27 protein-coding genes are annotated in these 24,634 nt (G+C 47.5%); 6 read left to right on the top strand and 21 right to left on the bottom strand.

The genetic code is table 11. The annotated features are described in order from the left end of the window. The first annotated feature begins 62 nt into the window (after positions 1-62). The 5 genes from I4W93_RS03665 to I4W93_RS03645 all read left to right on the top strand — a co-directional run bounded on the left by I4W93_RS03665 (position 63) and on the right by I4W93_RS03645 (position 5,239). Positions 63-326, top strand: a complete 264-nt coding sequence (locus I4W93_RS03665; RefSeq protein ID WP_205310723.1) for a DUF4212 domain-containing protein — start codon at positions 63-65, stop codon at positions 324-326. A 7-nt stretch (positions 327-333) separates the two neighbouring features. Continuing rightward, positions 334-2,103, top strand: a complete 1,770-nt coding sequence (locus tag I4W93_RS03660; RefSeq protein WP_205310724.1) for a sodium:solute symporter family protein — start codon at positions 334-336, stop codon at positions 2,101-2,103. 87 nt (positions 2,104-2,190) lie between these two features. Next, positions 2,191-2,709 carry a hypothetical protein gene (locus I4W93_RS03655; protein ID WP_205310725.1) on the top strand — a complete coding sequence of 173 codons (519 nt, stop codon included), beginning with the start codon at positions 2,191-2,193 and terminating at the stop codon, positions 2,707-2,709. A 38-nt stretch (positions 2,710-2,747) separates the two neighbouring features. Next, complete coding sequence (locus I4W93_RS03650; protein WP_205310726.1) at positions 2,748-4,574, top strand: putative nucleotidyltransferase substrate binding domain-containing protein; 1,827 nt, start codon at positions 2,748-2,750, stop codon at positions 4,572-4,574. A 2-nt stretch (positions 4,575-4,576) separates the two neighbouring features. After that, positions 4,577-5,239, top strand: coding sequence for an exonuclease domain-containing protein (locus tag I4W93_RS03645; RefSeq protein ID WP_205310727.1), 663 nt, complete (start codon positions 4,577-4,579; stop codon positions 5,237-5,239). A gap of 4 nt (positions 5,240-5,243) precedes the next feature. On the opposite strand, the gene I4W93_RS03640 is transcribed toward I4W93_RS03645, so the two are convergent. The 9 genes from I4W93_RS03640 to I4W93_RS03600 all read right to left on the bottom strand — a co-directional run bounded on the left by I4W93_RS03640 (position 5,244) and on the right by I4W93_RS03600 (position 10,797). Further along, positions 5,244-5,564, bottom strand: a complete 321-nt coding sequence (locus I4W93_RS03640) for a hypothetical protein (RefSeq protein ID WP_205310728.1) — start codon at positions 5,562-5,564, stop codon at positions 5,244-5,246. A 102-nt stretch (positions 5,565-5,666) separates the two neighbouring features. After that, positions 5,667-6,233, bottom strand: a complete 567-nt coding sequence (locus I4W93_RS20420; RefSeq protein WP_205310729.1) for a sugar O-acetyltransferase — start codon at positions 6,231-6,233, stop codon at positions 5,667-5,669. A gap of 64 nt (positions 6,234-6,297) precedes the next feature. Continuing rightward, positions 6,298-6,858 carry an elongation factor P gene (gene efp / locus I4W93_RS03630; protein ID WP_224673245.1) on the bottom strand — a complete coding sequence of 187 codons (561 nt, stop codon included), beginning with the start codon at positions 6,856-6,858 and terminating at the stop codon, positions 6,298-6,300. 18 nt (positions 6,859-6,876) lie between these two features. Then, the gene (earP, locus tag I4W93_RS03625; protein ID WP_205310730.1) at positions 6,877-8,046 is read right to left on the bottom strand and encodes an elongation factor P maturation arginine rhamnosyltransferase EarP; all 1,170 of its coding nucleotides are present in this window, start codon (positions 8,044-8,046) and stop codon (positions 6,877-6,879) included. 9 nt (positions 8,047-8,055) lie between these two features. Further along, on the bottom strand, positions 8,056-8,430 hold the full coding sequence (locus tag I4W93_RS03620) for a hypothetical protein (protein WP_205310731.1): 375 nt from the start codon (positions 8,428-8,430) through the stop codon (positions 8,056-8,058). Then, positions 8,430-8,957, bottom strand: a complete 528-nt coding sequence (locus I4W93_RS03615) for a hypothetical protein (RefSeq protein ID WP_205310732.1) — start codon at positions 8,955-8,957, stop codon at positions 8,430-8,432. Before I4W93_RS03615 ends, I4W93_RS03620 begins: the two co-directional genes overlap by 1 nt. Then, on the bottom strand, positions 8,944-9,285 hold the full coding sequence (locus I4W93_RS03610; protein WP_205310733.1) for a rhodanese-like domain-containing protein: 342 nt from the start codon (positions 9,283-9,285) through the stop codon (positions 8,944-8,946). The genes I4W93_RS03615 and I4W93_RS03610 overlap by 14 nt, the downstream gene beginning before the upstream one ends. Before the next feature lie 22 nt (positions 9,286-9,307). Beyond that, positions 9,308-9,934 carry a LysE family translocator gene (locus I4W93_RS03605; RefSeq protein WP_205310734.1) on the bottom strand — a complete coding sequence of 209 codons (627 nt, stop codon included), beginning with the start codon at positions 9,932-9,934 and terminating at the stop codon, positions 9,308-9,310. A 29-nt stretch (positions 9,935-9,963) separates the two neighbouring features. Then, a complete protein-coding gene (locus I4W93_RS03600) occupies positions 9,964-10,797 on the bottom strand; it encodes a substrate-binding periplasmic protein (protein WP_224673243.1) in 834 nt (277 codons plus the stop codon). A 148-nt stretch (positions 10,798-10,945) separates the two neighbouring features. Between I4W93_RS03600 and I4W93_RS03595 the strand changes: the two genes are divergently transcribed. After that, complete coding sequence (locus I4W93_RS03595) at positions 10,946-11,140, top strand: DUF3185 family protein (RefSeq protein ID WP_205310736.1); 195 nt, start codon at positions 10,946-10,948, stop codon at positions 11,138-11,140. A gap of 59 nt (positions 11,141-11,199) precedes the next feature. On the opposite strand, the gene glnS is transcribed toward I4W93_RS03595, so the two are convergent. The 12 genes from glnS to I4W93_RS20280 form a co-directional block, all read right to left on the bottom strand. Continuing rightward, positions 11,200-12,867, bottom strand: coding sequence for a glutamine--tRNA ligase (glnS, locus tag I4W93_RS03590; RefSeq protein ID WP_205310737.1), 1,668 nt, complete (start codon positions 12,865-12,867; stop codon positions 11,200-11,202). Between the two features lie 108 nt (positions 12,868-12,975). Then, a complete protein-coding gene (nadR, locus tag I4W93_RS03585; protein WP_205310738.1) occupies positions 12,976-14,019 on the bottom strand; it encodes a multifunctional transcriptional regulator/nicotinamide-nucleotide adenylyltransferase/ribosylnicotinamide kinase NadR in 1,044 nt (347 codons plus the stop codon). After that, positions 14,016-14,816, bottom strand: a complete 801-nt coding sequence (gene pnuC / locus I4W93_RS03580; RefSeq protein WP_205310739.1) for a nicotinamide riboside transporter PnuC — start codon at positions 14,814-14,816, stop codon at positions 14,016-14,018. The genes nadR and pnuC overlap by 4 nt, the downstream gene beginning before the upstream one ends. 80 nt (positions 14,817-14,896) lie before the next feature. After that, a complete protein-coding gene (gene sucD / locus I4W93_RS03575) occupies positions 14,897-15,769 on the bottom strand; it encodes a succinate--CoA ligase subunit alpha (protein ID WP_205310740.1) in 873 nt (290 codons plus the stop codon). A 10-nt stretch (positions 15,770-15,779) separates the two neighbouring features. Next, the gene (gene sucC, locus I4W93_RS03570; protein ID WP_173500154.1) at positions 15,780-16,946 is read right to left on the bottom strand and encodes an ADP-forming succinate--CoA ligase subunit beta; all 1,167 of its coding nucleotides are present in this window, start codon (positions 16,944-16,946) and stop codon (positions 15,780-15,782) included. A gap of 145 nt (positions 16,947-17,091) precedes the next feature. After that, on the bottom strand, positions 17,092-18,291 hold the full coding sequence (odhB, locus tag I4W93_RS03565) for a 2-oxoglutarate dehydrogenase complex dihydrolipoyllysine-residue succinyltransferase (protein WP_205310741.1): 1,200 nt from the start codon (positions 18,289-18,291) through the stop codon (positions 17,092-17,094). A gap of 66 nt (positions 18,292-18,357) precedes the next feature. Continuing rightward, entirely contained in the window at positions 18,358-21,168 is a 2,811-nt protein-coding gene (locus I4W93_RS03560) for a 2-oxoglutarate dehydrogenase E1 component (RefSeq protein WP_205310742.1), read from the bottom strand. Between the two features lie 103 nt (positions 21,169-21,271). Further along, the gene (locus I4W93_RS03555) at positions 21,272-21,991 is read right to left on the bottom strand and encodes a succinate dehydrogenase iron-sulfur subunit (RefSeq protein WP_205310743.1); all 720 of its coding nucleotides are present in this window, start codon (positions 21,989-21,991) and stop codon (positions 21,272-21,274) included. A gap of 12 nt (positions 21,992-22,003) precedes the next feature. Further along, complete coding sequence (gene sdhA, locus I4W93_RS03550) at positions 22,004-23,776, bottom strand: succinate dehydrogenase flavoprotein subunit (protein ID WP_205310744.1); 1,773 nt, start codon at positions 23,774-23,776, stop codon at positions 22,004-22,006. Beyond that, positions 23,777-24,124, bottom strand: a complete 348-nt coding sequence (gene sdhD, locus I4W93_RS03545) for a succinate dehydrogenase, hydrophobic membrane anchor protein (protein ID WP_205310745.1) — start codon at positions 24,122-24,124, stop codon at positions 23,777-23,779. After that, positions 24,115-24,492, bottom strand: a complete 378-nt coding sequence (gene sdhC / locus I4W93_RS03540) for a succinate dehydrogenase, cytochrome b556 subunit (protein WP_173500160.1) — start codon at positions 24,490-24,492, stop codon at positions 24,115-24,117. The genes sdhD and sdhC overlap by 10 nt, the downstream gene beginning before the upstream one ends. Then, entirely contained in the window at positions 24,489-24,614 is a 126-nt protein-coding gene (locus I4W93_RS20280; protein WP_255604580.1) for a hypothetical protein, read from the bottom strand. Before I4W93_RS20280 ends, sdhC begins: the two co-directional genes overlap by 4 nt. Positions 24,615-24,634 lie beyond the last annotated feature (20 nt).

Raw genomic sequence — 24,634 nt, 5'->3', positions numbered from 1 at the left:
GTGTTAACAACTGCTAGATTAACTTTGCAAGATAAAAATAACAAAGGAAAAGGAGTGTATTTATGACAGAGCACGATCGTAACGCGGCGGCTTATTGGTCAGCGAATCTTCGCTTGATTATAGGCAGCCTCATCGTCTGGGCTTTGGTGTCATACGGCGGCGGCATTTTATTGCGGCCACTGTTATCTGGCATCAGCGTAGGCGGTACCGACCTGGGCTTCTGGTTTGCACAACAGGGGTCTATTTTAACGTTTATCGTACTGATCTTCTTCTATGCCTGGAGAATGAATAAGCTCGATAAAGAATTTGGCTTGAGCGAGGAGTAAGGTCGTCATGAGTCAATTTGCAATTAATCTTATTTTCGTTGGCGGCTCGTTCGCGCTCTATATCGCCATTGCGATCTGGGCCCGTGCCGGTTCGACCAAAGAGTTTTATGTTGCCGGCGGTGGTGTTAACCCGGTAATGAACGGTATGGCTACTGCTGCTGACTGGATGTCTGCAGCGTCGTTTATTTCTATGGCAGGCTTAATAGCTGCTGGCGGTTACGCTAATTCTACCTTTCTGATGGGTTGGACCGGTGGTTACGTGTTATTAGCGATGCTATTAGCGCCCTACCTGCGTAAGTTTGGTAAGTTTACTGTACCTGAGTTTATTGGTGATCGCTTCTACAGTAAAAATGCCCGCTTTGTTGCCGTAGCGTGTTTAATTATTGCCTCAGTAACTTACGTTATCGGTCAGATGACTGGCGCCGGCGTGGCATTCTCACGCTTTTTGGAAGTAGAAAGTGATACCGGCTTAATCATTGCGGCAGTTATCGTATTTTTGTATGCGGTAATGGGCGGTATGAAGGGCATTACTTACACCCAGGTCGCGCAATATGTGGTACTGATTATTGCTTACACTATTCCGGCCATCTTTATCTCGCTGCAGTTGACCGGCAATCCATTACCTCCGTTAGGTTTGTTCTCTGAACATACCGCCTCTGGCATGCCATTGCTGCAAAAGCTGGATTTAGTCGTTCGCGATTTGGGCTTTACCGACTACACCGCCGATGTATCAAACAAACTAAATATGGTGCTTTTTACACTGTCTCTCATGATAGGTACTGCCGGTTTACCACACGTTATTATTCGTTTCTTCACTGTACCTAAAGTATCTGACGCACGCTGGTCAGCCGGTTGGGCCTTAGTATTTATCGCCCTGCTGTATTTAACTGCGCCAGCAGTTGCCTCTATGGCACGCTTAAACCTGTTAAATACTATTTACCCTGCAGGCCCTTCTGCTGATGCGATTGAATACGCCGAGCGGCCAGACTGGATAAGAAACTGGGAACAAACTGGTTTAATTCAGTTTGACGACAAAAATAGCGATGGACGTATTCAGTTATATAACGACAAGTCTGAGTCATTCAAGCAAACCGCTACTGAGCGTGGCTGGAATGGCAATGAATTAACCGTTAATAACGATATTCTGGTACTGGCTAACCCTGAAATTGCCAACTTACCTGGCTGGGTTATCGGTTTAATTGCTGCCGGTGGCTTAGCCGCAGCGTTATCTACCGCAGCAGGCTTATTGCTGGCGATATCTTCGGCTGTTAGCCATGACCTGATTAAGGGTTCGATAAACCCCAACATCACGGAAAAAGGTGAACTGCGTGCTGCGCGTATTTCTATGGCTGTTGCCATAGTGGTAGCAACCTGGCTTGGTATGAACCCACCAGGCTTCGCGGCACAAACCGTGGCATTGGCGTTTGGTATTGCTGCAGCGTCAATCTTCCCAGCGTTGATGATGGGTATATTCTCCAAGCGGGTTAATAACAAAGGTGCTATTGCCGGTATGTTGGCAGGTTTACTGTCTACCGTGTTGTACATCTTCCTGTATCTGGGATGGTTCTTCATTCCTGGCACCAATACGTTTGACAACGTTCAAGCTAACTGGTTGTTTGGTATATCACCATTGTCATTTGGTGCTGTCGGCGCGATGATTAACTTTGCTGTGGCGTTCGCGGTGTCTTCTGCTACCGAAGCGCCACCAAAACACATCCAGGAGTTGGTAGAAAGTGTGCGCTACCCTAAAGGTGCTGGCGCCGCAACAGGCCACTAACTGCAATAGCTTGCTTTGCCTGGCAAAGTAAGCCCACAATAACAACGGGCTTTCACAGTGAAAGCCCGTCTTTTTCAGGAAGTCTTTATGTTATGGGAACTGATCGCAACTGTTGTCGCCGGCCTCGGTGGTGCAGGTATCGCACTCATATTACGTAAGCTCAGCGCCAATAAAACCCCGCGGTGGCTAATGCCGGTATTTGCTGGTGCCACCATGCTAGGATTTCAGATCCACAGCGAATACAGCTGGTTTGATCATCAAGCAAGTTTGTTACCCGCTGGCGTAGTAGTCGTTAAAAAAGTGCAGGAACAAGCCGTTTGGCGCCCCTGGAGCTACCTATACCCACAAACGCTGCGCTTCATTGCAGCAGATACGGCTAATGCATCTGTTAATCAAATTAATCCTCAGCTAAAGCTGGTTGATTTATACTTTTTTGAACGCCGCGCCACAGCGCGAAGAGTATCGCAGGTTGTGCACTGCCAACAGCAAGCGCAAACTAATTTCAGCGCCCAACTGCAAATTCCAGCGCCTAATGCCCCTGTCGGCAGTGACTGGAAAAAACTTAGCAGTGACGATGCCCTGCTTATTGCTGTGTGTAACAGCTAATCAATACTACAAATTAATTCGGTTTAACCGGAGATATAATGGAAGTTGCTGACGTTACAACCTTTCTTGCCGACATAACGCCATTTAACCAACTTAATGACGCTGCGCTTGGCCAACTAGCTGGGCAAATAAATGTGTATTATTATCAGGCGCAAGACCGAGTCAACATCAACACAGATCGGTTAATGATGGTGCGTACAGGTATTTTCACATTGTATAGCGATCAGCAACAGTTACTGACAAAGTTACAAAGTGGCGATTTTTATGGTTACCAGCATTTACTTACCGGCCTTTCCGACAATGACAGCCTAATTTGTGAAGAAGACGGTTTGGTGTATTGGCTGGCCGCAGATGCGTTTCATCAATGCCGCTACCAGTATAAAAATGTCGACATTTTTTTCCAACGCTTATTCAGTCGTCGCTTACACCAATATCGTGAGCAACAGCAAAGCTCGCGCTTTACGCTAAAAATTAGTGACATAGTTCAGCAGCGTAAAATCGCTATCCGACCAGAACAAACGGTACAAGCTGCAGCTAAACAAATGTCTGACAGCCGGGTATCCTCCTTACTGGTAGAAGAGCATGACACACTGGTCGGAATTGTAACCGACCGGGATTTGCGTAACCGGGTACTGGCGCAAGGTTTGCCTGCGAGCACTCAGGTTGGCCAGATAATGACACGCCAGCCCCAACATATTGACCGCCATGCGTATTTGTACGAAGCAGTGCAACAGATGAGCCAACACAATATCCATCACTTACCGGTAATGGAGCAAAATCTTTGCTGTGGCATGCTAACAGCAACTGACATCATGCGTAGCCAACAAGATCATCCTGTGTATTTAATTGGCGAAATTCATCGTCAAACGTCAGTCGACGGCCTGGAACGTTGCAGTCAGCAAATCCCCACTTTGGCAATAACATTAAGCAAGCAACAGGTGCCTGCGCATGAAGCTGGTCATATTATTACCACTATTACTGACGCGTTGACGCAACGTTTAATTTATCTGGCTCAGCAACAACTTGGCGCCGCACCCTGTGTATTTAGCTGGCTGGCATTCGGTTCGCAAGCCAGGATGGATCAAAGCTTAAATGCCGATCAGGACAACGCCTTGCTATTGGAGAAAGAACCAACCGGTGCTGTTGGCGAGTACTTCATCGCACTGGCTGACATCGTGTGTAAAGGCTTAGATCAGTGCGGCATTATTTTGTGTCCTGGCAATATTATGGCCACGAATGTGGAGCTACGTTTAAGCTTAAAAGGTTGGTCAGGACGATTTGCCCGCTGGATCGCCACCCCCACGCCAGAAGCATTATTAAAAGCTAGTATCTTTTTTGATATGCGGGTCATAGACGGCAGCAAAGGCCTGTTCAATGCATTACAAGAAGATATTTTACAGCGCACCACTGAAGCGCCGTTGTTTTTATATCACCTGGCGCAGGCCGCACTGCAGCGTACAGCGCCATTGGGCTTTTTTAAAAACTTTATTCTTGAGCCCGATGGTAAACATCGACAAGGGCTTGATCTTAAAAAACGGGGTATTAGCTTAATTACTGACTTAGTGCGGGTTTATGCGTTGTCTGCAGGAATTTACGAAATAAATACCCGCCGTCGCTTACAGCAACTAACCATACAAGGTGTACTGGATAACAAAGACAGTCAGAACCTGAACGATGCCTTTGATTTATTGGCACAACTGCGCTGGGAAAAACATCAGCACGATCTGCAACAAGGCCATGATGTAACTAACATGCTTGACCCGATGGAGATATCCGGCCTGGCACGGCATCAGTTAAAAGACGGTTTTGCTGTGATTAACTCCGCACAAAGTAGCTTGAAACACCGTTTCTGTCGGGATATGTAATCATGTTTAGCTGGCTGCTGGGCAAAAACACAGCATTAAGTAAACACGTCGACACGTTTAGCAAAACGTCAGTTGCGCCAGCATCGACACCGGTACAACAGGCATACTTTCTGGTGTTAGATCTTGAACTAACCGGGCTAAATCCGCGCAAAGATCATATTGTTAGTATTGGCTGGGTGCCGATACGTCATCAAGAAATCGTGTTATCAGACGCCAGGCATTATTTAATTAACAGCCCGGTGAGTGTTGGCCAAAGTGCGGTGTATCATGGTTTGCATGACCATCAGCTCAAAAGTAGTAATGACTTAGCTGACATCTTGACAGAGTTGTTATCGCAATACGCCGGCTATGTATTTGTTGCCCACCACAGCAGATTAGATGAGCAATTTTTGCGCATTGCCTGTCAGCGATGCTTCGGTAAAACGCCGCGGTTTAAATTTATCGATACCATGCAGATGGAATGGCAGCGCCTGCTACGCCAGGGCAAAGTGGTAAAACATGATGCACTAAAACTACCCAGTTGCTTAAAGCGACATGGCCTGCCAGACATGACAAACCACCATGCGCTAGAAGACGCCTACAGTAGCGCCTTACTGTTGCTAAGCCAGCTCAAGCTAGGCGGAAACAGTATGACGCTAGGCGACTTGTATCTGCTATCACGTTAATGTATCAAATGCGACCTTGTTGTTTGCGGTAAATTGCACTGACTTTACCAGCGCTTAATGTCACAGACACCAAATACTCACCGCCAATATCGCCTTGTAAACGGTAAGACCAGGTTTCAATAGTTTCACCTTTAACCGGCTCACCACTATCAACCGCCGTGGTTTCGATGTCTTTTGCCAGAGGTTCTCCTGCGACAGCCATTACTTCAATGCGCGTCATGCCGCATTTAAGTAACTTACCATCATTTAACCTGAAACCGCATGCATTCGCTTGCGATGCCACGAGTAAGACGGCTACTGCAATAACAGTATGAGTAAATTTCATTGCCAGGTTCCTGTAATCTGCTTCTGCGCCGATTATAGTTACAGGCTAGTGCTGAATACCAGATTAACACCAAAACATTACATTAAATTTACCTAGGCAATATCAATAAGCCGCTTTTAAAGCTTTAATTACTTTACACGGATTGCCACCAGCCATCACCCCCGCCGGTACATCTTTGGTTACCACACTGCCAGCGGCTATAACACTGCCATCCGCTATGGTCACACCGGGTAATATCATGGCACCACCACCAATCCACACATCATTGCCAATGGTTACCGGCAAAGCCTGCTCCAGCAAAGTGCGCCGCTTTACGGCATCCAGTGGATGGTTTACTGTGTAAATTTGCACCGCTGGGCCAATAAACACGTTGTTGCCAATACTCACCGGCGCGACATCCAGTACTACACAGTTAAAGTTAAAAAACACCTTATTGCCGGCACGAATGTTGTAGCCATAATCGCAGTAAAACGGCGGCTCAACATAAAAATGCTTGCCGGTATTGGGCAGCCACTGTTTTAACAGCTGCCGGCGCAGCACCTCATCATCCGGTGCGCTCTGGTTAAACTGCTGTTGTAACTTACGCGATGCAAGGCGCTCTGCGCTCAGCTCTTTGTCTAGCGGGTTATACCACTGCCCGCTAAGCATCTTGTGTTTTTCTGATGACATGGCTTATCTCCCTTCAACAAAAAAGGCGCCTTAGCGCCTTTTTTACTGTCCAAACCCGCCAATATTACTTGGCGCGGCTGCGGTATTCGTCGCTACGGGTGTCAATTTCAATCTTGTCACCTTCTTCCACGAACGCCGGTACCATCAGTTCAAAACCGGTTTCAATTTTGGCTGGTTTTAATACCTTGCCAGAGGTGTCACCGCGGGCTGCTGGTTCAGTGTACGTTACTGTGCGTACTACGACTGTTGGCAGGTCAACCGAAATTGGGCGCTCGTTGTAAAACACTACCGAACATTCCATACCGTCTACCAGGTACTTCAGTGCTTCAGTCATGTTTTCAGCTTCAACTTCAAACTGGTTGTATTCCTGATCCATAAATACGTACATAGGATCAGCGAAGTAAGAATACGTTACTTCTTTGGTTTCCAGCAGTACTTGTTCGAACTTGTCATCAGCACGGTATACCGTTTCCATACCCTGTGAATTCAACAAGTTTTTCATTTTCATTTTAACAACGGCAGAATTACGGCCGGATTTGTTAAACTCGGCTTTTAAAATTACCATTGGTTCTGTGCCAACCATAATCACCTGGCCAGCACGCAGTTCTTGAGCTGTCTTCATCATGACTGAAATATCTTCTCGTTAGGAAAAATTGCGTCGCATTATAAATTTTTTTTCAACAAAGTGCACGAGGTTGCTGGCAAGATCTCCGTTTGCCGTTAACGCTGCGCGCCATTGCTGGTTATAGTCGGCGATTTTCGGCAACATTGCACTAAATTTTTGCCAGCTATCGGCCAAATCGTTGTCAGTGTTCCACGCCAGCCAAAACGAAGTTAAAGCCTGAGCTGCGTCTTGCGGCATCTGTGCGCAGTAGCGCTGCATAAATGCCTGCAGTTTATCCAGATGTGCTTGCCCTGTCTGGCGGTATATTTGCCAGATAAACGGCTTGGCCGCCCAATGCGCGCGAATAACCGAATCTTCGCCGCGGACAAAGTTAAAATCACAGGCCCACAACAGCTTATCGTAGTCATCTTGGGCTAAAAACGGCACCAGCTTTAATGTCAGGTTATGTAACTTCAGCTCAGCCCGCTGCACCAGCTGCGGATATAAGCCAGCAAGCTGGTCTGCCAGCACGCCCTGCGGCACCAGACAAAGGGTATTAACCGGTGCTTGCTGCCAACAACTGAGTAAACTTTCTATCTGCGGGTGATCATAGGCAAACAGGGAGATTTTCTGCTGATACTCTGCATACTCTGGCACGGCCAACTGTTGCCAGAATGCTCGCTGCGCAGCAGCATCGGCCATAAACAGCTCGGCCTGCTGCTGGATACTGCGCTCTTGCAGTAAACCACCGGTTGCTGCGGTAAAGCCCGGGAAAAAGAAATGTTTATCCAGTGCCAGCTGCGGTTGCGGTGATGGCAAAGCGTGACAACCTTCAACCCAGGCTTCTGCTGATAAATATTCCAGATTCAACCACAGCGGTTTTACCTGTTGTTGCGCCATTTTTTGCTGATACGCCGCCGGGACAGTGCAAGCCAGGGCTTCTATTACGACATCAGCTACGGTGCACTGTTGCCAGTTAGTCGTTCTGGCCCAGCGCTGGATCAGCACCCCGGCATGCTGCTGCTCATCGGCAGTGATATCTATTTGCGGGCAAATTTTGCTGAAGCTGACTAAATCATCCACCCACAGCCGTACGCCAATATTATGCTCATTAACCAATTGCCGGCTTAAACGCCAACAAATACCTATATCACCAAAATTATCGATAACTGCACAAAAAATATCCCAACGCTTAGGTAGTGCAAACATAAAAAGAAATCAGCTAAAAAACAGGATAAGAATTATACCTTTAACCACGCGCAGGCCAAGATAAAGTGTTGCCAGCAGTAACAACGATATAATCAAGCACAGCATGTATTGTAAGCCATACTGCAGTTTTACTTTGAGCCTGGGCAACACGCCACCGACATTGGCCAGCGTAGGTAGCGGCTGGCGAAACACTGTCGCCCATAACCAGAATAACAGCGCCGTTACCGCCAGCAACACTGCGGCTAACTGCCAGCGCTGCGACTGCTCGGCGGTTGCAACAAAAACCAGCCAGCCAAACGCCGCCACTGCAACAAAAAACTGCAGTATAAACATATAACGCAGCGGATAAAGCCTCCGGCTCCAGCGTTGATAAAAAGCCAACATTAGCCTTGCTCCAGTGCAGTGAGAGTCGGCGGATACAAGGCCAATATACCGCTGTGCCCCTGTATATCACCAATCAGCCAGATTTGTTCAAATGGATGCTGTTTGGGCATATGCAGCTGACGCTGATGGGCTAAAATATCACGCCTCGTCCATAACGGATTGGCATTGCGGATCACTAACCATACCCGTTGCGTGTTATAGCTTTTTTCCGCTTTATTACAAATAAGCCGGTTCAATGCGGTCAACAACCGGTGCTGGGCGGGCGTGCGCAGCAATGCCAGCAATTCTTTGTGGGTATTTTCACCCAGCTCACGGCCAAGAATATGCATGGCTTCAACTTCACTGCCATACAAATGGGCAATTTCTAAATCCAGCTTCTGATCATCGTAATAACAAGACACATCCGGCCGTGCCGGCTCGTTATGCCAGATATGCCGCATGGTGATGCCAAAGCGCTGCTCATACAGCCGCATAAACAAGCGTGCGGCGTCATGCTCAAGCTTTATTTTTTCTTCATTGCCGTTCATCTGCACTAAGTTGCTTTTGCTTCAAACTTTCATAACCACCCTGGTTAGTCAGGTTGGTATACCCCTGCTGTTGTAACGCTTCTATAGCAATGCCGGCACGGCGGCCACTGCCGCAATACAACGCAATATCGCGGTTTTTATCCAGCTTTAGCGTCTCAAGCCCCTTCACTACTTCAGTATGGGGAATATTAATGGCGCCCGGCAGGTGCCCGGCGGCAAATTCTTCAGCACTACGGACATCCAGCCACACGGTCTGAGTGGTTTGTATTGGCTTACTTGCACAGGAACTCAGCAACAATAGGGTTAACAGCACAAAGATTATTCTCATAACATACGTTCCTCAAATGTTGCTAGCTGCCCACCGGCGTAAAATAATAGTGCCAGATTTCGAGCAATACCGGCACTACTGATAGCAATAAAATAATAGCCATAGTGATATTAAAAATACGTTGAAACAAAGCCTTAGTCAGTATAGTGCGCAGGGCAGCACCAAAAACCAGCCAAATCCCCACGCAGGGAAAGGCCACCAGCAAAAACGCCGCAGTAATAATACTGACTTCCAGCCAGTACACACCGCCTACCGTGGTAAACGCCGCTACGGCGCCACTGGCCATTACCCAGGCTTTACCGTTAATCCACTGAAACAATGCCGCCTGTACAAAACTAAATGGCTTACTTTTGCCTTGCTCTATGGTTTTAGGTTCAGCGCTGGCAATTTGCCAGGCCAACCAAATTAGATAGGCAACGCCCAGCACTTTAATCAACTGATGTAAATGGGGGTAACGCTCAAACACCACACCAAAACCAAAGCCCACCAGCAAGACCATTAACGGAAAACCTAAACATATACCCAACCAATGCGGCACACTGGCTTTAATGCCGTAGTTAACGCCAGATGACATAATCATCACGTTATTCGGCCCTGGTGTAATAGTGGTAGAAAAGGCAAAGAACAAAACAGCGAAAAACAACTCCATGTTAAACCTGCGCCAAAATTGAATAGTTGTTATGGATAATACCAGAGTCGTGCGTCTTTAATAGGCGTTTGTTCCGGTAATAAAGGGTTTTTCAGTATAATTACTTGGCGTTGTCGCAAATCAAGTTCAGCAAGATGTCCGGCAAAAAATTGATTAAACAACTGCTCAAAAGTACCATCTGCGATTATCCGCTGTAGGCCTTGCTCTATATCCTGCGCTAACTGTTTATTGTCGGAATTAACAAAAAAGTAGCTGGCCGTAGGGTAATAAATTACCCAATTTTTCTCGATAACAATATTACGCGCTGCCAGTAAACTAGCCTCGTCTGCTATTTCAAGCGCATTTCGTGGTACAGCATCTACCCTGCCCTTTTCCAACATAGAAAACAAATTATCGTAACCAGCAGCACCTATCACCGACAAGCCGTTAAGCTGGAGCACCTTAGCATCTATCCAATCATGTCCTTGCGCATACAATCTACGCTTAATTTGCACCACCGGCGTATCAACGCTGAATAATGCTTGCTGGTCGCTGCGGATTAACATAACTCGATAACCACTAAGACCTTTAAAAATAGGAACTCGTATAGCGCGAAAATCTAACTCGCGTTCAATAGAGGTCATTGTCCAAACCACATCGAGTTCGGTTTTGTCTTTTAAAAAAGCCAGACTGCGCGACTTCGACATTCGCTGTGGCGAACTCTGCAATTGATACTGGCGTTTAGACTGAGCCAAAGCAAGTTCAAGCAGTGCCAATGGATAGACGGATCGCGGATCCTCCACATGGGCAATTGCAGGGAAGCGCACGATTTCTGCTGCCTGCGTGGATATGTGCAAACAAAACAACAGTAAAATTAAACGCATCACTAGGTTTCATCCGATTACTGTGCCATGGTATTGATTACAGTATGAACAGCTCGTGTGAAAAAAAGTTATTCAAAAGCTGATATTTAGTTTATAAAATAGCAACAACCCAAACCGAAAGAAACACAACAATAAAATGGAGATATATATGAATAAAATCATAGGATTAGCAATATTAGTAGCGGGTGTGATTTTGTTATATTTTGGCTATACGGAATATAATTCAACCGCGTCTCAGGTAACTGAAGTGGTTACCGGCAACCCTACGGACAATGCAATCTGGTTTTTAGTCGGTGGCGCTGTTGCGGCTATTGTTGGTTTAGGTCTGTTACTGAAAAAGTAGCCCGCAGAGAATAAATAAAGGCCGCTTTGCGGCCTTTATTAACTACAGCAATATCAGCGTTACTCTTCTTCTTTACCCCAGCTGTCTCGCAAGCCAACAGTGCGGTTAAATACCAACCTTTCCGCGGTTGAATCGCGATTGTCGGCACAGTAATACCCCTCACGTTCAAACTGATACGCCTGCTCTACTTTGGCACTTTGCAATGACGGCTCAACCAACCCTTGTGTTATCACCAATGATTGCGGGTTAATCACATTGAGGAAGTCCTCTTCTGCTGCAGGGTTTGCCACGCTAAACAAACGGTCATACACCCTGAACTCTGCCGGCAAGGCATTTGTAGCTTCAACCCAGTGAATTACACCGCGTACTTTTCGGCCATCAGCCGGGTTTTCACCCAGCGTCTCCGGCAAGTATGAACATTTCAGTTCAACAATATTGCCATCAGCATCTTTTATTACTTCGTCTGCGTGAATAACATAAGCATTGCGCAAGCGTACATCACCGTTTAATACCAAACGTTTGTACTTTTTGTTGGCTTCTTCACGAAAATCAGCGCGGTCAATATACACTACCTGGCCAAAAGGCAGTTTACGGCTGCCCATGGTGTCATCTTTGGGATGATTTGGTGCATCCAACCATTCAATGCCATCAACCGGGTAGTTGATAATAGTAACCTTAAGCGGATCCAAAACAGCCATAGCCCGTGGCGCAGCGGCATCTAAATCTTCACGAATACAGGCTTCCAACGCACTCATTTCTATTACGTTATCTTGTTTGGTTACCCCAATACGTTTGGCAAACTCGCGAATAGCGGCCGGGGTATAACCACGACGACGTAAACCGGCAATCGTCGGCATACGCGGGTCATCCCAACCGGAAACGACCTTTTGCTCCACCAGCGTTTGCAATTTTCGCTTGCTCATTACCGCATATTCCAGATTTAAGCGGGAAAACTCTATCTGTTGTGGGTGGCAAGCAATAGTAATGTTGTCCAAAATCCAGTCATATAAACGACGATTATCCTGAAACTCTAACGTACACAAAGAGTGCGTAATGCCTTCCAGTGCGTCAGAGATACAATGGGTAAAATCGTACATCGGGTAAATACACCAGCTGTCGCCAGTTTGATGGTGATGGGCAAATTTAACCCGGTAAATAACCGGGTCACGCATACACATAAAGCTGGATGCCATATCAATTTTTGTGCGCAGCGAACATTCGCCTTCTTTAAAACCACCGGCACGCATTTTCTCAAACAGCGCCAGGTTTTCTGCTGGGCTGGCATCGCGAGTTGGGCTAGGCTTGCCAGGCTGGGTTAAATTGCCGCGATATTCACGCATTTGCTCACCATTTAAAAAGCAAACATAGGCCAGGCCTTTTTTAATCAGCTCAACCGCATAGCCATACAGCGCATCAAAATAATCCGATGAGTAACGTACCTCACCACTCCACTGAAATCCTAACCAGTTCACGTCTTGCGAAATAGAATTTACAAATTCGACGTTTTCTTTTTCTGGGTTGGTGTCATCAAAACGCAGGTTGCACTGCCCCTGATAATCTTGCGCAATACCGAAATTCAAACAAATAGATTTAGCATGGCCAATATGCAGATAACCGTTGGGCTCTGGCGGAAAACGGGTTTGCACCGCGTTATGCTTACCGGAAGCTAAATCGGTATCAATAATTTGCCGGATAAAATTAGTGGGGCGAGAAGATACGTCCGACATAATAGCTGTGATCCTTTAACGAATAATAAAAAATAGTGGCGGCATTATAGCAGCTGAAACGATGCTGGCTACAAGGGCCGCCTATGCAACAGACAGTTTTTAAAGGTATTACGCATTGCGGGCTAACAATGCATCCACTGCACTAATGCAGCATTCAAGCCGTTGGTAATAATCCGCAGAACTTACGCGTAAAATCCGCTCAGGCGCAAAACCATATTGCTGGTACAACGCCATCAGCTGCTCAAAGCTTTTCTGGCGCACGGCCGGATCGCCAAGCTCACGCATGCCATCGGCAACCCAGGGCACTGTGGGTTCTAAGGCGATAATCAGATCATACTTATCTGGCTCAATAAAACTCTCAATCCGGCTGGCTAGCTGCCCGAGAAAAACCTGGCTGAAAAAGGCAGTAACTACAGCATCAGTGTCAAAAAAACAAACCTTGTTGGCGCTGCGCAGTGCTTGATGATCCTGCTCGTATTGTAAATGCGCTATGCGGTTAAAATCGTCCAGATTAAACAAATCACCATTGCCACCAACCACATCCTGTTGATAGTCCCGGCCCAGCTCTTCTGACCAGGAAGTACAATACACTTTAGCTAATTTGCGGGTTAAGGTGGTTTTGCCGCAGGATTCCGGCCCGGTAATCAGTACTTTGCGAGCAAAGAACGGCCGCGCAGCCCCGGCGATATAATCCCAGTGCTGATAAGGATGGTTACGGATTTCGGTACCGCTTATCGGCCACTGTGTGCGCTGTGGATCTAAAACCTTATATTCAATACCCGGAAAGAACTGGCTGTGACCACTGCGGTAGCTCTCCTCACCGCCAAAAATCACCTGAAACGCGACCGGTACTTTTTGTCGTAGTAAAACAGCGTAATCATGCCAGCCATGCGGAAACGGCGGGATCTGCCCTTCCTGCAGCAACAAAACCTGAATACCTAAGCCTTGTAGCTCCTGCGACAACCAGCGCTGTCGCGTTACGCCGTCAATATAGCCAATACCAGCACTTCGGCATAGCTCACCGTCTTCCTGCGGACGCTCACTGACAACAACATAGAGTTCATCACACAACGCATGAGCACGTAAAATGGCGGTAATATGGCCCCGATGCGGTGGTAAAAATTTACCGGGGAATACCCCTACTTTGTTCAATTTGCTTTCGCTCCACGATACCAGCTTAGGGCACCATATATCGAATTAAGTAAAAAGGCTATCCACATCAATAGGGTTGGCACAGCATAAGGCGCTGAGGCTGGCTCGGTTAGTAGCACCAGACTCCAGGCAAAAATAGTAAACACATTGTTTGCTATCCATAGTGGCCACTGCGCAGCAAACATGCGGATCATCAATAATTGAGCGCTAATTTGCAGCACCACCGTACTGGCGTCCAATACGGGGCCACTTAATGATAAACCCGTTAATTGCTGCAGGCTGCCATAAACCGCAGAATTTCGCTTAAAGGCATCAGAAATAAAGCCGTCGAAGCCCGCCAGCACCTGAGCCAACAACCATACACCAAGCAGAATAAGCGCCAAAACCCAAAGCCAATGCTTGCCCAAACAGCGCATCCGCACTATCTGCGTTTCGCTATTAAGCTGATGCCGCCAGCTATAGTAGATAAATAACTGTGCCGGTAAAAAGTAGCCCCAGTTTAATAACCAGTCGCCATAATAACCAGATGTCCAGGCGATAAAGCCATAACTCCCGGCACTTATCAGCCCCCAGATCCAGTTTGACAGCAAGCCTTTAGCAACCATCACCACACAAAGCACGCCGCTGATGGCACTCACCGGGCTAAGTAGCCAATTTAAGGCGATAGATTGCCAACTTTGCCAGTCGGTACCACTGTAACTAAACCAGCAGGTGCTAAAGATAATAAGCAGCAGAAATAGCTGCAGCCAATACCTTTCATACTGGTTCAACCGCTTTAAGTCCTGCCATAACAACATGCTTTTCTGCCCCGTGTCTGCCTGGTAGTATCGAAAAAAAACCCGCTATTAAAGCGGGTTTTCCTGATAACTGTTGGAATTTACCAACCGGTAATTTCTTTCAGTGCCTTACCGATATCGGCTAAGCTTTTTACCGTCTTAACGCCGGCATCTTCTAATGCCGCAAATTTTTCGTCTGCAGTACCTTTACCACCTGAGATGATAGCACCGGCGTGGCCCATACGCTTACCTGCAGGTGCCGTAACACCGGCAATGTAAGATACGACAGGCTTGGTCACGTGTTGCTTGATGTAAGCAGCCGCTTCTTCTTCAGCTGAACCACCAATTTCACCGATCATTACGATGGCTTCAGTTTGTGGATCGTCCTGGAACAACTTCAGGATATCAATGAAGTTAGAACCCGGGATTGGGTCGCCACCGATACCCACACAGGTAGACTGGCCAAAACCGTAATCGGTAGTTTGCTTAACCGCTTCATACGTCAAGGTACCTGAACGAGACACGATACCCACTTTACCTGGCTTGTGAATGTGGCCTGGCATGATACCGATTTTACATTCGCCCGGAGTAATAACACCCGGACAGTTAGGACCGATTAACACTACGCCTAATTCATCACATTTTACTTTAGCGTCCAGCATATCCAGCGTAGGAATGCCTTCAGTGATACAAACAATCAGCTTAATGCCGCCGTTTGCCGCTTCTAAAATAGAATCTTTACAAAATGGTGCCGGTACATAGATAACAGACGCCGTAGCGCCAGTAGCATCTACCGCTTCTTGTACAGTGTTAAACACCGGTAAACCCAGGTGCGTTTGACCGCCTTTACCCGGCGTTACACCGCCAACCATTTTAGTGCCATAAGCGATGGCTTGCTCAGAGTGGAAAGTACCCTGTGCACCGGTAAAACCCTGACAAATTACTTTGGTATCTTTATTAATTAAAACGCTCATTGCTTACCCCTTATGCCTTAGCCGCTGCTGCAACAACTTGCTTGGCAGCGCCAGTCAGGTCAGTATCAGCGATAATGTTCAGGCCACTTTCTTGCAGCACTTTAGCACCCAGCTCTGCATTGTTACCTTGCAGACGCACAACCACCGGCACTTTAACGCCAACTTCTTTTACTGCGCCGATAACACCTTCTGCAATCATGTCACAACGCACGATACCACCGAAAATGTTGATGAAAACGGCTTTAACCGCAGTATCAGACAGGATAATTTTGAACGCTTCAACTACGCGCTCTTTAGTTGCACCACCGCCAACATCTAAGAAGTTAGCAGGTTGGCCACCGTGCAGTTTAACGATATCCATCGTGCCCATTGCCAGGCCAGCACCGTTAACCATACAGCCGATGTCACCACCTAAGGCAACATAGTTCAGCTCCCATGAGGCAGCATGAGCTTCACGTGGATCTTCCTGTGATGGGTCTTGCATTTCTTTTAATTCAGGGTGACGGTATAAGGCATTGCCATCGATAACCAGTTTGGCATCTAAACAGTGCAAGTCACCGGCTGGGGTAATTACCAGTGGGTTTACTTCCAGCAACGCCAGGTCTTTTTCCTGGAACAGTTTGGCCAGACCCATGAAAATTTTCACGAACTGGTTAATTTGCTTACCTTCCAGGCCCAGTTTAAAAGCCAGGTCGCGGCCCTGGTATGGCTGAGCGCCAACCAACGGGTCGATAGCGGCTTTCAGAATTTTTTCCGGTGTCTCGTGCGCTACGGTTTCAATTTCCACGCCACCTTCAGTAGACGCCATAAACACGATACGACGTGAAGAGCGGTCTACCACTGCACCTAAGTACAGTTCTTTTGCGATATCAGTACAAGGTTCAACCAGGATACGGCTTACCGGCTGACCTTTTTCGTCAGTTTGGTAAGTAACCAGGTTCTTGCCAAGCCATTTTTCTGCGAAAGCTTTGATGTCTTCTTTGCTCTTAACCAGCTTCACACCGCCCGCTTTACCGCGACCACCAGCGTGAACCTGTGCTTTGACAACAAACATATCGCCGCCGATTTTATCTGCAGCTGCTACCGCTTCTTCTACTGTAGCTGCGGCGATGCCTTTAGATACAGGCAAACCATATTGGGCAAACAGTTGCTTACCCTGATACTCGTGCAAATTCATGGCTATTTTCCGTTCATTTGAATATGGAGGCTGCCCTTGTGGTGCAACCTGACTTTTGATCGGCGCATATTATAGTGCCAATCGGTTCAATAAAAAATGCCGTTGCCCTAAAACAACAGCATTTTTAGTTATTTTTTCTGAATAATTAGATATCCAGCAAAATACGGGTTGGGTCTTCCAGCAACTCTTTAATAGTTACCAGGAAACCCACTGACTCTTTACCGTCGATAATACGGTGATCATAAGACAGTGCCAGATACATCATTGGCAAAATTTCCATTTTGCCGTCCACAACCATGACGCGGTCCTGGATCTTGTGCATACCCAAAATAGCAGACTGTGGTGGGTTAATAATTGGCGTAGACATTAACGAGCCAAACACACCACCGTTGGTGATAGTGAAGTTACCGCCGGTTAAATCGTCCATAGCCAACTTGCCGTCACGGCCTTTTAGCGCTAGTTCTTTAATGGCTTTTTCAATTTCGGCCAGGTTCATTTTGTCACAATCACGCAGTACCGGGGTAACCAGGCCACGTGGGGTTGATACCGCAATGCTGACGTCGAAGTAGTTGTGGTAAACGATGTCATCGCCATCAATTGCCGCGTTAACTTCAGGGAAGCGTTTCAGTGCCTCAGTTACCGCTTTAACATAGAACGACATAAAGCCTAAACGAATACCGTGACGTTTTTCAAATACGTCCTGATACTGCTTACGCAGTTCCATAATCGGTTTCATGTTCACTTCGTTAAAGGTGGTTAACATGGCAGTAGAGTTTTTCGCTTCTAGCAGTCGGTTAGCGATAGTTTTACGTAAACGCGTCATAGGCACACGTTTTTGGCTGCGATCACCGGCTACTGCAGCAGGTGCAGATGTTGCAGCAGCGGCTTTAGCAGGCGCACCGGCAACAAACTTTTCTACGTCTTCTTTAGTGACACGGCCATTTTTGCCGCTACCTTTAATCTTTGCGGCGTCCAAACCTTTTTCAGCAATCATACGACGTACTGACGGACTTAATGCATCGTCATTATTGTCATCTGAAGCAGCGGGGGCAGAGCCGGCTTTGGCATCATCTTTCTTAGTCGGCGCATCGTCTTTTTTCGCCGCAGGTGCAGCACCTGCTTCCATTTTACCAATCACTTCTTCAGCGGTAACAGTAGCACCGGTGTCATGAATGATTTCACCCATTACGCCATCTGCCTGGGCCACAACTTCAAGTACGACCTTGTCAGTTTCAATATCAACTAATACCTGATCGCGTGTTACAGCTTCGCCTGCTTTAACATGCCAGGTGGCGATAGTTGCATCTGCAACGGATTCTGGCAGTACGGGTACTTTAATTTCCACTTTTTCACCTTTTACCGGTTGGTCTTATTTCGTTCAACCGGCCCGCAGCGCGGGCCGGACAAGTCATTATTTAATACTCAATGCGTCGTTAATCAAAGCTTGTTGCTGCTTGTTATGCACCGACAAATAACCTACCGCCGGCGACGACGAAGCGTCACGACCTGAGTAAGCCAGATAGCCGGCCTTAGGAATAGCGGCACGGAAATGATGCTGGCTGCAATACCAGGCGCCCTGGTTTTGCGGCTCTTCCTGACACCAGACAAAATCAGTAACATGCTGGTATTGGCTTAACACCTCAGCCATTTCATCGTGCGGGAACGGATACAGTTGCTCAACACGCACTATAGCAACATCTTGTTGCTCGCGCTTACGTCGCTCATCCAGCAGCTCGTAATATACCTTACCGCTACAGAACACCACACGCTTCACATCATTTGGCTTAATGTCATCTATCTCACCAATCACGTTATGGAACTTGCCACAGGCTAGCTCTTCTAAGGTGGAGGTTGCCAGCGGGTGGCGCAGTAGCGATTTAGGCGACATAACAATTAACGGACGACGCATCGGCCGCACCATTTGCCGACGTAACATATTGAATACTTGTGCCGGTGTAGTTGGGATACATATCTGCATATTGTGATCTGCACACAACTGTAAGAAGCGCTCTAGCCGAGCTGAAGAGTGCTCCGGCCCCTGGCCTTCGTAACCATGTGGCAACAGCAATGTTAAACCACACAAGCGGCCCCACTTTTGCTCGCCTGAGCTTAAGAACTGGTCAATAACTACCTGAGCACCGTTGGCAAAATCGCCAAACTGGCCTTCCCAAATAACCATGGCACGTGGCTCTGCTGTGGCATAACCATATTCAAACGCCATGACAGCTTCTTCTGACAAGGCAGAGTCATACACCTGGAATGGGCCCTGTTCGTCACTGATATGCTCAAGTGGTGTATAGGTACTGCCATCAGCTTGGCTATGCAATACCGCATGACGATGGAAGAAAGTACCGCGGCCAGAGTCTTGTCCTACAATACGGATACGGCTACCTTCAGCTACCGTTGAAGCATAAGCAAGTATCTCTGCAAAACCCCAGTCGATTTTCTTTTCACCGGCTAGCATTAACGCGCGGTCTTCATAAACCCGGCCAACCTGACGCTGCAACGTGTGTGATTCAGGGATATAGGTCGCTTTTTTGCCTAATTCTACCAGTTTCTCTACCGACACACTGGAGTCATAAGTCGCATCCCAATCATGGCCAATAAACGGCGTCCAGTCGACTGACGTTTCCGTCATCGGCCGCCACTCATCTACCACGCAGTCGCCTTTATCTAAAGCATCACGATATTGCTCGGTCATCTCAGTTACTTGCTCGGCAGTAAACAGACCTTCAGCAAGCAACTTTTTGGCATAAATTTCACGCGGTATCGGGTGTTTTTTAATTTTCTGATACATCAACGGCTGAGTCGCATTTGGCTCATCCGCTTCGTTATGACCATTACGGCGATAACAAACCAAATCAATCACCACGTCACGCTTAAAGGTATTGCGGTAATCTACCGCCAATTGCGCGACAAACACCACAGCTTCAGGGTCATCACCGTTAACATGGAAAATAGGCGCCTGCACCATTTTGGCAATATCAGTACAGTATTCGGTAGAGCGGGTATCTTCTTGCTTGGAGGTGGTAAAACCAACCTGGTTGTTAATCACCACACGAATAGAACCACCCACTTTAAAGGCGCGGGTTTGCGAAATATTAAAGGTTTCAGCTACCACGCCCTGACCGGCAAACGCAGAGTCACCGTGTATAGTAATTGGCAGTGCCAAAGAGCCGTCGCTGCAACCACGGCGATCTAAACGTGCCCGCACTGAACCCATAACTACCGGATTGACAATCTCTAAGTGAGAAGGGTTAAACGCCAGCGCTAAATGTACATTGCCGCCAGACGTTTCAAAATCAGACGAGAAACCCATATGGTATTTCACGTCACCGGCACCGACCACTTCATACTTACCGGCAAACTCATCAAATAACTTTGACGGGTTTTTACCCAATACGTTAATTAAGGTGTTTAAGCGGCCGCGGTGCGCCATACCGATAACACAGTCTTTCGCGCCCTGCTCGCCGGCACGGTGGATCATGGCTTTAAGCATTGGCACCATGGCATCGCCACCTTCCAAGCCAAAGCGTTTTGCACCGGGAAATTTAGACGACAGGTATTTTTCTAAACCATCTGCCGCAACCAAGCCTTTCAAAATGCTGGTTTTTACTGCTTTGTCGTATGAAGGTGCTGACTGAATAGACTCAAGTCGCTGTTGGATCCAACGTTTTTCGTCGGTTGAAACAATGTGCATGTACTCGGCACCGATAGAACCACAATAGGTTTTCTCTAGTGCTTTGTGCAAATCACCCAATTTCATGGTTTCTTTGCCAATGGCAAATGATCCAACATTAAACTCGGTACCGTAATCACTCTCGGACAGGTCATGGTAAGACAACTCTAAATCACGCACGCGTGACTGTTTCCACAAGCCTAACGGGTCTAAGTTAGCTTGCTGGTGGCCACGAAAGCGGTAAGAGTTGATCAGTTGCAGTACTTTAACCTGACGATTGTCAGACGACGTTGCCGAATTAACCACCATTACTTCACGGTGTTTATTGCGGGCCAAGTCGGCAAACTGCTGCCTAATGTCTGAGTGACGGGTTTCAAGATCGACACCGTCAAGTTTTGGTAACTTGGCAAAAAACTCACGCCATTCATCACCAACGCTGGTAGGTTCAGCTAAGTAGGATTCATAGAGCTCATCGACGTAGGCCATGTTGCCGCCGCCCAGATGAGAAGACTCTAACCACGCCTTCATTACACCTTCGTGCATTTAGTTTCCCTTAATTTCCGCGCACCTGGAAAAAGTAGCAAAAAAATTGCCCGGTTGCGTACCAACCAGGCTGTTTTTCATGCACATACCAAAAAAGGGCGCATTACAGCGCCCGGTTTAACAACATAGATTTAATTTGACCAATCGCTTTGGTAGGGTTTAAACCCTTAGGACATACGTTAACGCAGTTCATGATACCGTGGCAGCGGAATACGCTGAATGCATCATCCAAATCGTTTAAGCGTTGCTCAGTTGCCGTATCACGGCTATCTGCCAGGAACCGGTAAGCATGCAGTAAACCGGCCGGGCCGATAAACTTGTCCGGGTTCCACCAGAACGATGGGCAAGAGGTTGAGCAACATGCACATAAAATACACTCGTACAAACCATCAAGCTTAGCCCGCTCCTCAGGTGACTGCAGGTACTCACCGGCTGGCGGTAACTTGCTGTCATTAATTAAGTACGGCTTCACTTTTTCGTACTGAGTGTAAAACTGGCTCATGTCAACAACCAGGTCACGCACTACCGGTAAACCCGGTAGCGGACGTACCACAATTTTACCGCCTTTTAAGCCAGCTGCTGATAATGGTGTAATACACGCCAGACCATTTTTACCGTTAATGTTCAAACCATCTGAACCGCATACACCTTCACGGCAGCTGCGACGAAACGATAAACTGGCGTCCTGCTCTTTTAACTTAATCAGCGCATCCAGCACCATCATGTCCCGGCCTTCCGGGTTATCCAGCGTGTAATCCTGCATGCGCGGCGCTTTGTCGACATCAGGGTTGTAACGATAGATTGAGAAAACCAACTTCTTCATCGCTGAGCCCTCTTAGTACGTACGTGCTTTAGGCGCAAAAGCTTCACGGAACTTAGGTTCCAGGTTAACTTTACGCTTAAACATTGATTCAGTTTCTGGTGTGTAGACGCTGTGGCATAACCAGTTTTCGTCATCACGATCCGGGAAGTCAAAACGGGCATGCGCACCACGGCTTTCGGTGCGGAAGTTAGCCGCTACCGCCGTTGAAAACGCTGTTTCCATTAAGTTGTCCAGCTCTAAACACTCAATACGCGCGGTATTGAAGTCTGAGCTCTTATCGTCCAAACGAGCAAACTTTAACCGTTCGCGAATTTCTTTTAACTCAGCCAAACCTTCCGCCATGGCTGCACCTTCACGGAATACCGAGAAGTTAAGCTGCATACATTTTTGCAGGTCTTTCTTAATTTGCACCGGATCTTCACCCTGGCCTGGTTTACTATCTTCCCAGCGCTGAGTACGGGCTAAGGCTGCATCAAGGTCAGACTGAGACGCTGGGCGTGCTTCAGTAGTAGCTGCCAGGGCTTCGCCCAAATGCAAACCGGTCGCACGACCAAATACCACTAAGTCCAGCAGTGAGTTACCGCCTAAGCGGTTGGCACCGTGTACAGACACACAAGCGATTTCGCCACAGGCAAATAAGCCAGCTACGATTGATTCACCACCGTCAGCGGTAGGTTTAACCACCTGGCCATGAACGTTAGTTGGAATACCACCCATCATATAGTGACACGTTGGAATAACCGGAATAGGCTCTTTTACCGGGTCAACGTGGGCAAAGGTCTTAGACAGCTCACAAACACCTGGTAGGCGGCTTTCCAGAACTTCCGCACCTAAATGGTCCAGTTTCAGTTTAATGTGTACGCCCCATGGTCCTTCACAACCACGCCCTTCACGGATTTCCGTCATCATTGAACGGGCTACCACGTCACGTCCGGCTAAATCTTTGGCATTTGGCGCGTAACGCTCCATAAAGCGTTCGCCGTCTTTATTCAGCAAGTAACCGCCTTCGCCGCGACAGCCTTCAGTAACCAAAGTGCCAGCACCGGCAATACCGGTTGGGTGAAACTGCCACATTTCCATATCTTGCAGCGGCACACCGGCACGAAGTGCCATACCAACACCGTCGCCGGTGTTAATGTGCGCGTTAGTGGTAGAAGCGTAAATACGACCGGCACCACCAGTAGCCAGTACCGTTGCTTTGGCTTTAAAATAAACGATTTCGCCGGTCTCAATATCAATAGCAGTACAACCTACTACGGCACCATCCTGGTTTTTAACCAGATCAAGCGCGTACCACTCAGAAAAAACCTGGGTTTTATTTTTTACGTTTTGCTGATACAACAAATGCAATAAAGCATGACCGGTACGGTCAGCAGCAGCAGCTGTACGGGCAGCTTGCTCGCCGCCGAAATTCTTAGACTGACCACCAAACGGGCGCTGATACACACGGCCGTTCTCAAAGCGTGAGAAAGGTAAACCCATGTTTTCCAGCTCGGTAATCGCTTCCGGGCCGGTTTTACACATATATTCGATAGCATCCTGGTCGCCGATATAATCAGAACCTTTGACGGTATCAAACATATGCCATTCCCAGTTGTCCGGATGGCTGTTACCCAAAGCTACAGTAATACCGCCTTGGGCAGACACTGTATGCGAACGGGTCGGAAACACTTTAGATAATAAAGCACAGCTTAAACCAGATTGGGTAATTTGCAGTGCAGCGCGCATACCGGCACCACCTGCCCCAATTACGATGGCATCAAACTCTCTTACAGGAATATTCACTTAAGCACCCCACAGAACAAACAGGCCAACTGCAACATAAGCGAAAGCCAGCACATAAAGGAAGAATTGTAGTACTGCGCGCAGAGCGGCTGATTTAATATAATCAGTCAGCACCTGCCACAAACCAATGCGGGTGTGCACGGCAATAGACACTAACGCTAACAAGGTAAACACTTTTACCAAAGTATTGGCAAACAGGGCTTGCCACACTTCAAAGGTCACTTCCGGCGTAATAAGGAAGAACCCCAAAATAAATACGCTGTACAGCGCCAGCACTATGGCTGTTGCGCGCAGCGATACGTAATCCTGCACGCCATCGCGTTTCAGGCTTGCCTGGTTTAAAACCATAACCATACTCCTGCTAAAACTGCTAATACTGCCCACAGCGCTATTGTTACTTTGGCGCTTAAGTTACCGGATTTCAGCTCTTCCCAGTGTCCCATGTCCATAATCAGGTGACGGATACCGCCGACCAAGTGATAGATAAGAACCGTGATAGTGCCCCAGGCGATGAATTTAGCCAGGTGAGACGTCATCAGTGCTTTAACATAGTCAAAGCTCTGCTGATCCTGCAGCGAATAAGCCCAGGCCCAGATAACGAATACCAAGGCGAAAAACAATGCCACGCCGGTAACCCGGTGTAAAATTGACGCTATGGCAGGTGCCGGAAACGATATGGTAGAAAGGTCGAGATTTACTGGTCTTTGTTTTTTCACAGTGCTTGCCCATCGATGCCCATAATCGAGCTCTTGTTGTCATTGTCGTTGTCATTGCTGTATAAACAGTCAACACCCAAAACCAATACACCTTTTTTATCAAGCTGGATCAGTGCTGCCATAACAGCAAAAAGTGCTTGTT

Origin of the sequence: Rheinheimera maricola (assembly GCF_016918075.2) — a bacterium.
In the GTDB taxonomy this organism is placed as follows: domain Bacteria; phylum Pseudomonadota; class Gammaproteobacteria; order Enterobacterales; family Alteromonadaceae; genus Alishewanella; species Alishewanella maricola_A.
Note: the sequence above shows the minus strand (reverse complement) of the source record. Positions and strands in the feature narration are given on the sequence as shown.